The following is a 12,323-nucleotide window of genomic DNA, read 5'->3' on the forward strand; positions in this document are numbered from 1 at the left end:
ACCTCAACATTTCTTATCTAAATATCTATCTACTTCAGATTTTACCTAAATTTTCCTAACGAAAAATAAAAAATACCAAATCGGTCACTTTTCGGACCAATTTGGTAATTCGTTTAATCAATACTTATATCTTCAAATTTATCTATAATCTTTTCTTGCACGATCTTCTTATACCTACGGGAATAGATAATCGACATATCATTATCAAAAGTAATCGTTTGAGTACGGGGATTAATTGAGCTAACTCTCTCCGGATTAATCAAGTAAGATTGCGATACCCGAATCAAAAACGGTGCTTTAGTTTCAATCTGATTAAGCGCGCCTCTGAATTCAGTCTCACCATGTTCGGTAACCATATGCACCTTATGTTGGGTAATGCTATTCTCGATGAAAACTACTTCGTTTTCACTCACCTTAAAGCCGCGACGACCCATCTTGTATGTGAAATCGTGCTTACCATAACGACCAACACTGGACAAGTTATCAAACGCGTTACGTAGCGTCTCCTCCAAACGATGTATTGTCTCCATCTGTGATAAAGACTTGCTAATGTAATCAATCGCACCGATATGACGGCGATACGTTAACGGAGCATACTTATCGTACGCCGTTACAAAGATAATCTGAGCATTCTCATCTTGCTTCTTCACGAATTCAGCCAAGTCTACACCGTTCTTCGCCTTAGATTCTCTGCTCAATTCAATATCCAAGAAATAAATACCATTTTTAATGTCATTTGCCACAATATATCCTACAGTCTGAGCAAAATCATTTGCGACAAAAGTTACTTTTTCATCCAACTTGCCATAACTGGGATTGTCATCGGCCAGATTTTGAATAGATACATTAATGTTCTGAGCTAGTTGATTTGCCAGATCTTGATCATCATCACAAACAATAATGGGAAAATTAGTCATCTTCTTCACCGTCCTCAGTTTCAATCACCATATAAAAATCAAACCAGCCATCCTGAACCATGTAAGAAATAGACATATCAGGATACTTGTTCTCGATTTCCTTTATATTGGCTAAACCTAAACCGTTATGATCTTTTTTGGTTGTAAAACCACGCTCTTGAATCTGATTAGTTGAGATATTTTTATCTTGAACTTTATTTCTGATTTCGTATTCGAATTCACCTAAATTATCAAGATAAATCATTGATTGAATCTCAGCTTTTTTATCTTTAGCAAGCAGAGCCTTGCTCTCTTCAATCGCGTTGTCAAAAGTAATACCAATAATACGTACGAGATCTAATTCATCAATATGATCAGGCAGCTTTCTGATTTTGTTTCTGCACTCAAAGTTATAAGGTATCTTCAAGTTATAGATCTCTGTTAACTTGGCAATAATAATGCTTTTGATTGATTTAACATAAAGATGATTCACATCCTTATACTTAAGCAGTGCTTCAGAATTCAGATTGGTTTCAGTATATTTATCAAGCTTTTGAATTACTTCTTGAACGTCACCCTCTTGAGCGCTTATCTTTAAAGAATTCAAAATATTGCGATAATCGTGACGAAATGCTCGAAGATCATCTTCGCTTTTCTCTAAATAAGTGGCATATTCTTCAAGATGGCGTTGATTTTGTTTTAGTTTTTCTTGATCCTTCTTTTTTATTAATTGCCTTTGTTCCTTTTGAATTAAACGATATATTCCAAGTGCAAAAATAGCCTGTATGATAAGAAAAGTAATAAAGAATACAGTAACTGATGGCACATGCTTAGTTTCGGTATAAACCAAACAGATAATAATATTAACTAAGAACAAATAGCAACTTAGCCATAAAAATATTTGTTTATTATCTCCTGATAATTGTAGTTTTATCTTATAACTATACTTTTTTATGATAAATATAATAATTAAACAACTGAGTATAGCAAGTAAAAAATTTAAATTTAACATCATATTTTTACTTGTAGAGTCAATTATAATTCCCAGTAAAATAGTACGTATTATATCAAGAATAATATCTACATTAAAGATAATTGTAAAAGAGCCTAAGATTAAATATCTATCAGTCAGTTTCTTATACATCAAGTAAAAAATAAATATTTCTATAAAATCAAAAAATAGATCTCCCTTATATCCATATCCATTTACACATATTCCAATCACTATAATTAAAAATAGCCAAAGATAATTCAACCTATTTCCAACTGTTAATCCTGTAATTCTAAAAAAGAACACATAATCTAGAATCATTGAAAAGATTGAAACTATTAACATAAGACACAAAACGTAAATCGAAGACATAATTACACTATTTTTTAAACCATTTTTTCTGAAAGCTTATTATATTAATTCTCAATCACCATATAAAAATCAAACCAGCCATCCTGAACCGTGTAAGAAATAGACATGTCAGGATACTTATTCTCGATTTCCTTTATATTAGCTAGGCCTAACCCTTTATGATCTTTTTTAGTTGTAAAACCACGTTCTTGAATCTGTTTAGTTGAGATATTCCTATCCTGAATTTTATTCCTGATTTCGTATTCAAATTCACCAGGGCCATCAGAATAAACCATGATCTGAACTTCTGCATCCCTAATGTCACGCTTTTTTGCCATCATAGTTTTACTCTCTTCAATTACATTATCAAAAGTGATACCAATAATTCGCACTAGATCAAGCTCATCCACATGGTCTGGCAACTGATGAATACTACTGCGACACTCAAAATTATACGGAATATTCAAGTTATACATTTCCGTCAATTTAGAAATAATAATACTCTTAATCGACTTAATATGAATATGATTTACATCCTTATACTTGAGCAAGGCCTTAGAATTCAGATTTGTTTCAGTGTATTTATCAAGTTTCTGAATAACTTCCTGAACGTTGCCTTCTTGGGCACTTACTTTTAGAGAATTAAGGATATTTCGATAATCATGCCTAAATGAACGTAAGTCATCTTCGCTCTTTTCAAGATAATTTGCGTATTCTTCAAGTTGGCGCTGTTGCTGCTGATTTAACTTCATTCTTTGAATTTTTTCTTTTTCATTTTGCTCCTTCACAATTGCAAAATAAATTGCAAATCCAAATATAGCCTGTATTAACGTCATAGATAAAAATACAATTACTGATGGAGAAAGATGATCTAAAAAAGCATTTATCCAATTAACCACTAGCATTGAGAAGTACAAATACAAAAGAATGCCTACAAAGATTTTAACGTTCTGTCCCTGAATCTGTTTATATATGACTTCTCGCAATTTAGAAATTATTACAAAAATTAGAAGATAAGCTACTAATAGTAGGACCAAAGCAAAGATTCTATTATTATTAATCTTGCTCATACAAAATAAGAAAACATCTATATAGAAATCAAATATTAAGTTTATTAATGCTGAAACTATGACTCTATATTTATCGTTTCTACCAAAATACCAGTAAAAAGATAAAAGGCTCTATGAGTGATGCTATATTTGAAAAGAATCTTCCGTAAACATTAACTACAAGAACAACTACAGACATAGCTATTAAAAATATGTAGTCTTTTTTTGAGCTGATATTTATTTTAGAAATATAAAGAAATAAGAAAATATCAAAAATAATTGATAATAATGATATTCCTAAATCATAGATTACATTAATAACCATTCGGATTCCTTACTCATCTACCAACAATCCTATCCGCATTATCTTCCATAAATTTTCGTCTTTTGCCTGTCAACATCCACGCAAAGATCACTACACCGACAATTAACAACATAATTGAAACTGGCCAACCTGTAAACATAGTCGTTACGCTATCAGTACTTACACTCTCCAGATCATACAGAAAATGGATCAGCATCCCTAACCATAATTTGCCAGTATACAAATACAACACGCCAAATGCTAAGCCAATACCAAACGCATATGTAAGTTGCTGTGCCGTCATATCAACAGAATAGAACGTGCCATTGGTAATAGTACCCAAGTTACTTAAATGCTCTAGACTAAATAAAATAGCCGAGATTACTACTGCTAACATAATTCTGCCTTTAAAATTGCGCATTGCATATAACAGAGCAATTATTTCTAGGATGCGAATCGTTTCTTCATAAATACCGGCTGTAGCAGCAAAAGCTACTATACCCGCAGTAAAATAATGTGAAACTTCAAAACTAGTCCAATGCCAGAAAGCAAGCAGTTCTGTCCAGGTATTCGCAATGTTGGCATATGTGCTAAAGAAGATCAGCCAGACCATCACTAATACAAGCACAATTAAAGATGTTAATTGAAAATTGCCAGTTTTAACAAACTTCAAGTTCCAGCTAAATTTCAAGTCCCATGCCTTGGTAATAAAGAAGCCTAAGACAAAGATTTCTATGGCAACTATTAAGGCATCATATACAAGAAAGTGAAGCGACTCTGGCAAATTAATAAAATCATTGGCATTCATCGTAAAGCTTACATCAATGATAGCAATACTCAATACACGAAGAAAGCCATTCTTTACTATCGGCATGTCAACTATTACCCAGGGAATATTTACCACCAATAGAAGGACACAGCCCACGATTGAGAAAAACATCGCACAGCTTGGAAAGGCATAATTAAGAACTGAAATCCCAGTATAGACTACAAGGTTAAATGCATATGGTAAGGCTAAAACGCCAAGCCATTTGGCCGCAGCTTGGATATACTGATTTTTATTTTCTAAGAGAGTCAAAATAAAAATTACTACTAAAGCACACAAAGTAGTCGGATACACTAGCTTGGGCATCTTAAACATATGTACAACATGCAGATTAATGCACAACATGAGTACTATCCCTATTACCAACTGAATTTTTAAAATCAAGTCATATATTCTATTCTTCATAGCGAGTTCACCCTACCTTGTAGCAACAATCCTAGCAGCATTATCTTCCATGAACTTCCGTCTTTTGCCTGTCATCATCCAAATAGTTACGATTGTTGGCAACGCCATTATGATCAAAGAAACTGTCCAATTTCCTAACATAGGTGATACAACTAATGTCAGCATTGTCTTACTAAAGGAAATAAAATCTATACTGAAATGTGCCAAAATGCATAGCCATAGTTTACCCGTATAGAGGTACAAAGCAGCCATCAGCAATCCCATACCGAAGCTATATACTACTTGCTTTAGTACTACATCCAAATCATAGTGAATACCAAAACTGGTACTTCCTAAGTTAATCAAATGAAATAATCCAAAGATAGCTGAAGATCCAACCACGGCTAGCACAACTTTACTCTTAAAATTATGAAAAATATACAACAAGAGCACAACATTCAGATAGCGTTCAGTTTCTTCTAGGATACCTGCTTCTGCCGATGCATAGAAACCTTTCCACGTAATCTCAAAAGTACTAAAATCCCATTCAAAAAGTTGAGCTGGTACTTGAGCAAGGCCAATAAACGTATTAAAGAAGCTAAACCAAGCTAAAAAGACTACTAAAAATACCAGTACCCACCATTGAAAGTTTTTGGTTTTAATAAACTTCAAATTCCATTCAAACTTGAATCCCCAAGCCTGCATAATGAAGAATGTCAAAATAAATACTGCAATTGCATTAACAAAACCTTGGTCCACCATTACGCTTATGTAACTAGGCGCCTTCTTAAATACAACTACACTATACAATTGACTTAGGATCAACACTACAACAAGCATAAGACGTAGAACGCCATTTTTGATGGTAAGGTAACTAACTTTGACTACAGGTATAAAATTAACTAATAGAATTAAGCAGCCCAGGATTGAGAATATAGGAGCCAATTGCTGAATTTTTTCATTCAGCGTTGAAATAGTTCCTGTCAATAGCCAATTGAAAATGCATGATAAGGTTAATGCACTCAATATATCGGCTGTAAATTTAAGATAATGATTCTTCTCAGCTAAGAATTGTAAAACCAAAGTTGCTATCAAGATAGCTAGAGAAATCCAATCAGCTACTGCAAGACGGGTCCAATTTAGCCCCTTTACATTTATATTCAGTAGAATAGCTAGTAAAATACTTAAGATTAATTCGAATTTTAAAATCCGATTCCACAGCTTCTGCTTCATTGTTCTTCACCATCCCTCTTGATTAAAATAATATAGCAATTTTAATTTTGAAGGACATAAAAGACCAATTTGGCATCGAAATGGACCAATCCGGTTACTACATTTCTTCAAATGTGAACAATTGACAGTTAATTTCCTTCGCCAATTCTCGACAACTATCAGTAAAACCTGACTTAGAAAACAAATAATAGTGCTTAAGCGGATAAGTAAAAAGCTCACTATTAGTCACTAATTTTTCTAGCACGCTACGCGGAATCGGCTCATTCTTCCATTTACACTCGCCAAAGTAGCCGTCGCGCTCATCATCAGAGAAGCCAACTACATCGAGTTCAACTTGTTGATGAGTTCGCTTATCTGTGCCCCACCAATTACCTAAATGAACAAATGGATTAGACACGATCTTTTCATTCAAATCCTGCGACCACATGAAATCTTGACTATATTTTTCAAATTCTGGTCCCATGAAGTCAGATAGATTGCGTTTTACCTTAACCCAAGCTAGATCAGTTAAACCACGTTCAATCACATCAGTTTGCTTGCCAACGAAGGTGTACCAGAAGCGAAACATGCCATCACAGATTCGATAGACTATGTTCTTGCTACGCGGCTTCTTCTGTTCAGTGACGGGTACCTTTTTCTCAATGATTCCCAGATCAATCAGATTATTTAGATAGGTGGTCAATGGACCTGTCTGCAAGTGAGCCGCCTGTGCAATTTTGCTATGTTTTGAAGCACCTGACGCAATAGCATTAATGATTGAATTGTAGTTAGTTGGATCACGCAACTCTTGCTGCAACAAGTTATTTGGTTCGTCGAATAAGCGCCCAGATTTGTTCAAAAAGTTTTTCTTAATATTATCAGCTACCGAACGCTTATCTGACATATAACTCAGATATTGTGGCACTCCCCCACAGATCGTATTAATGATAAAAGCATCTTCCTTGCTCAACTTCGGCAGCATTTCACGAGCTTCCGTCAATTTAAATGGTTCAAGCTTTAAGGCTAAAGTACGTCGACCATAGAGCGGACTTTGATAGCCTAAGACTTGACGCTCCATAAAGGACATGGAAGAGCCACAAAGAATCAGAAATAGATTGGTTTCTTTGAATTGATGATCAATATAAGACTGCAACATTGAACTAATTGCTGGATATGCCTTAGCTAAGTAAGGAAATTCGTCGATGACTAAAATTACGCGCTGCTTGTGTGCTAAACGTGTAATTTCTTTAAAGCATTCTTCAAAATCAGCAAAACTTTCTTTGCCTCCCTGATCAGTGTTCTTGAAGATGCTGATTGCTTCTGAAAAACGCTTGAGATTATCAGCCGCATTTTCTTCAAGGGCCACATAGTAAATGGCCTTCTTATCCTTTAAAAATTCGTTGATCAATGAAGTCTTGCCTATTCTTCTGCGTCCATAGATGACGGTGAATTGGAAATTATTTTCTTCATATGCTTCATTCAATTGAGCTAATTCTTCGTGTCTACCTACAAACATCGCCATGCTCCTTTTACTACATCGTAATATACTATATTACATTATACTATAATACGATGTAGTATAACGTAATGTAGTAAAAATGCCATGCAAACAGATGCATGGCATTTTATTATCTTTAATTCTTACTACTTCTCTACATACTTACCGTTCTTATACTTGAATACCACTTTTTTATCTGGCAATTCCACCGTAATTTTACGATATACCGGACCGTAACCGTGCTTTTCAAGTTTAACTTTTACAGATCCATCCTTGGCTTTAATCTTGTACAAGTTGTATTCGCCATCTTGATACTTAAAGTCTGTACCGTTGTCTTGATAGTGAACATACTTACCCTTTTCGCCAAAGACTCTAAAGGTCATCGTCTCATCTGGTTCATCAGAAATGTGACTAACTTCCTTGCCCCATGGCAAAATTGCACCCTTTCTGACAAACAATGGCAACTTATCAATTGGTGCATCAACTAAGATCGTTGTCTTACCGGCGTATTCAATACCATTCCAAAAGTCGATCCATTTACCTTTTGGCAAATATACGGCACGCTTGGTTTGACCCTCTTGTACAACTGGGACTGTCAAAATGTCTTCGCCCACCATGTATTCATCATTCAAGTTATACACTTGTGGATCATTTTCATAATTCAAGACAAGCGGACGCATAATTGGTAAACCTGTCTTAGTTTCACGATAAAATTCATCATACAAATATGGAATAAAGCGGTAGCGCAACTTCAAATACTTGCGGTAGATTGACAAAGTTGGCTCACCGAATACCCATGGCTCTTGTGAACGAGTACCTAAAGCCGCATGGTTTCTGTACAGTGGGCTAAATAATGCGCCTTCGATCCAACGGGTAAGCAATTCTGGAGTTGTATCTGCGCCAAAACCACCGATATCAGTTCCAGCAAAGCTAAAGCCACTCATTCCTAAGTTACATAATTGCGTGATCATCATCTGCACATGTGTCCATAAACTTTGGTTGTCACCTGTCCACACTGTGGAAAACTTTTGCGTTCCGGCATAAGCTGCACGAGTAATCACAAATGGACGCTTGCCTGAATACTTCTTCAAGCCTTCATAAGTTGCCTTAGCCATGTTGTGACCATAAACGTTGTGCATCTTCTTATGAGTTGAAGCTTCTTTTTCATTATGGAATACAACGTCTTGTGGAATTTCACCCTTAAATGAAGCTGGCTCGTTCATATCATCCCAGATACCAGCAACACCCAAGTCAACCAAGTACTTGCAATTCTTAGCCCACCATTTGCGGACTTCTTTACGACCGAAGTCTGGAAAGACAGCATCCCCTGGCCAAACTTGGTTAACATAAACCGTACCATCAGGAGCTTTTACAAAGTAGCCCTTTTCAATTCCTTCTTGGTAGATCTTGTAATCATGATCATCCTTCTTTACGCCGGGATCGATAATTATGATAATTCTGAAGCCAAGCTTGCGCATCTTTTTGACAAAATCAGCCGGCTTTTCATAAGTATCTTTTCTCCAAGTGAAGACACGGTAACCATTCATGTAGTCAATATCTAAGTGAATTACATCGCAAGGCAAATCATATTTGCGCAAATTTTCTGCAATTTTTTCAACTTGCTTTTGACTTACGCTGTAGCCCCAACGTGATTGTTGGTAGCCCAATGTCCACTTCTGAGGCATTGGTACACGACCTGTTAAATAAGTGTAGTTAGTAATGACTTCTTTTAATGAATCACCGCCAATAATGTAGTAATCTACATTGCCGTCAACTGCGGAGTAATAGTAATAGTCATTGCTTTCCTTACCCAAATCAATGTGATTGCGGTAGGTATTATCAAAGAAAATCCCGTAAGGATGACCCTCTTTAATACCAAGCAAAATTGGAATTGACTTGTACAAACGGGTGAAGCTTTCTACTTGTGGAGCTGGGTTGTCGGTGTTCCAGTTATCATAAGCGTAATGACGCTTGTTCAAAAAGCCTGTTTTGTCACCCAAACCATAAAATTCTTCATCGCTAGCTAAAGACTTTACGATTTCGTAGTAGTCCTTGTCATGCATGCCTAAGAGCTTCTTAACATCGTGTCCTTCGGATTCTGCCAACTTCAAATGCTCTTTATCCATTTGACGATCGATTGGTGTCCGCTTACCACGGTAATCAATAATCAATGGATTGCCTTTTTCATCATAAACATCAATCTTTTTATCATCATAGATCTTAATGGTCAGCTTAGCCGTAGTTAATTCCGCGTGATCTTTTTTATCCTCGATCTTGAAGTCAGTTTTAATCTCCTTATCGCCCTCAATGGCATAAGAATTGCTGGCATTTCCACGATCTTCAAAAACGCGCACAATTTCTGGCGTAATCACAGTCAAAACCAAAGGTCCATTTTCATAATTTAAAGTAATCTTTTGCCCATCTTGAGTAAAATTAGTAAGTTTATCAGTCATAATTTACCTCTGTTAAAATCCAAACTATGTATTCGCTTTCAATTTTAACACAATAACTAATTTCTTGATTTTTAGACAAAGAAAAAACTAGCAAACTTAATTGCTAGTTTTATGATTAATTGAATAAGTCTGACATCTTTATAGGAATATTATTATTCTTGGCAAAATACTTTTTAAAAGTATCAAAAGTTGGCTCTTCTTCATCACGACGAGTGTACATATCATGCACTGCCAATAGACCCGTAATCATTAAGTTAACACCTAAAATAATTAACAAACCAACAAAAATATATAAAAGATAGAGCATGATTGCACCCCCGTTGTATTAATTAATATAAGTATTTATTCTGTACTACTTAATTAATACACTAATATTTATTAGCTAATTTGTCAATTGTTTTTATGCTTATTTTTCTCTGCCAATATATAAAAAGCCGTAGATAGCTGGCCCAATAATAATCGCACCAGCCACTGACAGGACCAAAACAAAGGCAAAGCGGGGCATAATAAAGAAATCCATACTAAAGCCTCGTGAAGCCCACATGCTTATAAAAGTTATTACCCAGGCAATGAGCATCGAAAGAATAATGCCCCAAACTGAGAATTGGTTTTGTGTATTTTTATCTTTCATCTTTTTCCTCAAAAAAACAGCTATTAAACTAAATTAAGTTTAATAGCTGCAATCTTGATTATCAATATAAATTATTTAGCTATTATGTTTGAAAATGCTACGCCAAGTGCAGCACCACCTACTGCACCTGCTTGATGAGAAACAGGACGAGCAGCAGAAACAATTGCTTGATGAAATTTAGTTACATTTTTTGAAAGTTTGCTTTGCCAACTTAATGGATCAAGGCCAACACGGATCAAATTGCAAACATAATTTGCACTTTCACCACTCTCAAGTTGATGCTTAGCATTCAACAAAATTTTACGTTCTTCTGGTTTAGTTTCTTCATCAACCAACAAGTCTGTAATATTGTTTAAAAGCCAGATTTTTAAGTCATCTTTTTCTTCGTTGTACATTGTCTAATCCCTCTTTTTCAACCTTTGACCTAATTTTAGTTCTTGTTGAAAAGAAAGCAATACTTTTTTTTAATGTTGTGATGCACCTGTAACGGCATCTGTATTGGTGCTCTTAATTTGATTCTCAGCTGTTGTTGGATATGGCTTCATACGACTTGGATCAGTATTCGAAGGCATAGCATCCAAACCATAATGAATACGACTAATTTTTGCATGTTTGATATCTTCAATAGTCTTACAGCCAGTCAATTGCATATCAATCTTTAATTCGGTATTCAATTGATCAATCACGCTTTCCACACCCTTAGGGCCACCAAGAGCTAGACCATAGAGATATGGACGACCGATTCCAACTAAATCGGCACCTAATGCCAAAGCTTTAAAGACATGAGAACCACGACGAACGCCAGAATCAAAGACAATTGGTACACGGTGGTTAACAGCCTTAGCGATTTCTGGCAAAACATCAATCGTTGCAGGAGAGCCATCAATTTCACGACCACCATGATTAGTAACATAGATACCATCAGCACCGGCACCAATAGCTTTATAGGCATCTTCAGCGCACATTACGCCTTTAACAAAGACAGACAAGCCAGACTCCTTTTTAATGCGAGCAACATCTTCTGGACCAATCTTTTGTGCACTAGCAGCATACATTTGCGCAACGCTTTGTCCTTCACCTTTAGCGCCTAGATAACGGGTAAAGAAATCAAGCGGAACGGGATAGGTAAATTTAGTTCTCAAATTTGCCTCACGATAACCGGAAACTAAAGCATCTACGGTTAAGAAAATGCCTTTATAGTCTGCCTTTTTGATTGCATCAAAGACCATCTTGTTAAAGTCCCAATCCTTGCTCAAGTATAATTGGAAAAATCTTGGTGCTTCAGGAGCTACTGCAGCAATATCTTCTACACTCTTATTAGCATAAGTACTTGAGGAGAAAAGCGCACCTGCGGCTGCTACACCCTTTTGTGTTGCTACTTCCGCATCCTTGTGTGCAATTCCGTGACAAGCAATTGGTGAAATCATAATTGGAGTTTTTAGCTTCATCCCCATAAATTGAGTGTCTGTCTGCGGATCCTGCATATCAGTCAAAGCACGTGGCACAATTTGATAATGGTTAAAAGCTGAAGTATTGGCACGCCATGTCCATTCGTTTTCGGCACCGGAAGCAATGTAATAATAGGCGCCTTCAGGCATTACTTTTTTAGCACGTTCTTCCAACTCATCAACGTTAATCATTGAGATCTTTTCATCACGATCACTTTGAGGGAAACCTTTGTAATAATATGTCATTGATCTTCCTTCTTTCACCTTATTTTTACATTCC

The 12,323-nt window shown here is 35.8% G+C and carries 11 protein-coding genes and 1 pseudogene; all 12 read right to left on the reverse strand.

The genetic code is table 11. The features are described from left to right. Positions 1 to 113: 113 nt before the first annotated feature. The 12 genes and pseudogenes from FC57_RS03140 to FC57_RS03195 all read right to left on the reverse strand — a co-directional run bounded on the left by FC57_RS03140 (position 114) and on the right by FC57_RS03195 (position 12,289). Positions 114 to 917 (reverse strand): LytR/AlgR family response regulator transcription factor, encoded by an 804-nt coding sequence (locus FC57_RS03140; RefSeq protein WP_007126044.1) that lies wholly within the window; start codon positions 915 to 917, stop codon positions 114 to 116. After that, the gene (locus tag FC57_RS11215; protein WP_007126043.1) at positions 910 to 2,208 is read right to left on the reverse strand and encodes a GHKL domain-containing protein; all 1,299 of its coding nucleotides are present in this window, start codon (positions 2,206 to 2,208) and stop codon (positions 910 to 912) included. The genes FC57_RS03140 and FC57_RS11215 overlap by 8 nt, the downstream gene beginning before the upstream one ends. A gap of 95 nt (positions 2,209 to 2,303) precedes the next feature. Further along, positions 2,304 to 3,074: pseudogene (locus FC57_RS03150) on the reverse strand (GHKL domain-containing protein); the annotation flags it as partial. Between the two features lie 313 nt (positions 3,075 to 3,387). Then, a complete protein-coding gene (locus FC57_RS03155; protein WP_040529541.1) occupies positions 3,388 to 3,612 on the reverse strand; it encodes a hypothetical protein in 225 nt (74 codons plus the stop codon). Between the two features lie 13 nt (positions 3,613 to 3,625). Continuing rightward, entirely contained in the window at positions 3,626 to 4,822 is a 1,197-nt protein-coding gene (locus FC57_RS03160) for a CPBP family intramembrane glutamic endopeptidase (RefSeq protein WP_007126041.1), read from the reverse strand. Between the two features lie 12 nt (positions 4,823 to 4,834). Beyond that, the gene (locus tag FC57_RS03165; protein WP_007126040.1) at positions 4,835 to 6,034 is read right to left on the reverse strand and encodes a CPBP family intramembrane glutamic endopeptidase; all 1,200 of its coding nucleotides are present in this window, start codon (positions 6,032 to 6,034) and stop codon (positions 4,835 to 4,837) included. Between the two features lie 97 nt (positions 6,035 to 6,131). Then, a complete protein-coding gene (locus FC57_RS03170) occupies positions 6,132 to 7,529 on the reverse strand; it encodes an ATP-binding protein (RefSeq protein ID WP_040529539.1) in 1,398 nt (465 codons plus the stop codon). 128 nt (positions 7,530 to 7,657) lie between these two features. Next, the gene (locus FC57_RS03175) at positions 7,658 to 9,964 is read right to left on the reverse strand and encodes a glycoside hydrolase family 31 protein (RefSeq protein WP_007126038.1); all 2,307 of its coding nucleotides are present in this window, start codon (positions 9,962 to 9,964) and stop codon (positions 7,658 to 7,660) included. Between the two features lie 115 nt (positions 9,965 to 10,079). Then, positions 10,080 to 10,271 carry a hypothetical protein gene (locus tag FC57_RS03180; protein WP_007126037.1) on the reverse strand — a complete coding sequence of 64 codons (192 nt, stop codon included), beginning with the start codon at positions 10,269 to 10,271 and terminating at the stop codon, positions 10,080 to 10,082. A gap of 99 nt (positions 10,272 to 10,370) precedes the next feature. Then, complete coding sequence (locus tag FC57_RS03185; protein ID WP_007126036.1) at positions 10,371 to 10,595, reverse strand: hypothetical protein; 225 nt, start codon at positions 10,593 to 10,595, stop codon at positions 10,371 to 10,373. Between the two features lie 71 nt (positions 10,596 to 10,666). Next, on the reverse strand, positions 10,667 to 10,990 hold the full coding sequence (locus tag FC57_RS03190) for a bacteriocin immunity family protein (protein ID WP_007126035.1): 324 nt from the start codon (positions 10,988 to 10,990) through the stop codon (positions 10,667 to 10,669). Between the two features lie 69 nt (positions 10,991 to 11,059). Beyond that, on the reverse strand, positions 11,060 to 12,289 hold the full coding sequence (locus FC57_RS03195) for a lactate oxidase (protein WP_007126034.1): 1,230 nt from the start codon (positions 12,287 to 12,289) through the stop codon (positions 11,060 to 11,062). Positions 12,290 to 12,323 lie beyond the last annotated feature (34 nt).

The sequence above is a fragment of the Lactobacillus ultunensis DSM 16047 genome (genome assembly GCF_001436305.1).
GTDB classification, from domain to species: Bacteria; Bacillota; Bacilli; order Lactobacillales; family Lactobacillaceae; genus Lactobacillus; species Lactobacillus ultunensis.

What these genes read in the sequence shown, in the direction of transcription:
- FC57_RS03140 (WP_007126044.1), bottom strand. Translation starts at nt 917, where the DNA reads ATGACTAATTTTCCCATTATTGTTTGTGATGATGATCAAGATCTGGCA.
- FC57_RS11215 (WP_007126043.1), bottom strand. Translation starts at nt 2,208, where the DNA reads ATGATTCTAGATTATGTGTTCTTTTTTAGAATTACAGGATTAACAGTT.
- FC57_RS03155 (WP_040529541.1), bottom strand. Translation starts at nt 3,612, where the DNA reads ATGGTTATTAATGTAATCTATGATTTAGGAATATCATTATTATCAATT.
- FC57_RS03160 (WP_007126041.1), bottom strand. Translation starts at nt 4,822, where the DNA reads ATGAAGAATAGAATATATGACTTGATTTTAAAAATTCAGTTGGTAATA.
- FC57_RS03165 (WP_007126040.1), bottom strand. Translation starts at nt 6,034, where the DNA reads ATGAAGCAGAAGCTGTGGAATCGGATTTTAAAATTCGAATTAATCTTA.
- FC57_RS03170 (WP_040529539.1), bottom strand. Translation starts at nt 7,529, where the DNA reads ATGTTTGTAGGTAGACACGAAGAATTAGCTCAATTGAATGAAGCATAT.
- FC57_RS03175 (WP_007126038.1), bottom strand. Translation starts at nt 9,964, where the DNA reads ATGACTGATAAACTTACTAATTTTACTCAAGATGGGCAAAAGATTACT.
- FC57_RS03180 (WP_007126037.1), bottom strand. Translation starts at nt 10,271, where the DNA reads ATGCTCTATCTTTTATATATTTTTGTTGGTTTGTTAATTATTTTAGGT.
- FC57_RS03185 (WP_007126036.1), bottom strand. Translation starts at nt 10,595, where the DNA reads ATGAAAGATAAAAATACACAAAACCAATTCTCAGTTTGGGGCATTATT.
- FC57_RS03190 (WP_007126035.1), bottom strand. Translation starts at nt 10,990, where the DNA reads ATGTACAACGAAGAAAAAGATGACTTAAAAATCTGGCTTTTAAACAAT.
- FC57_RS03195 (WP_007126034.1), bottom strand. Translation starts at nt 12,289, where the DNA reads ATGACATATTATTACAAAGGTTTCCCTCAAAGTGATCGTGATGAAAAG.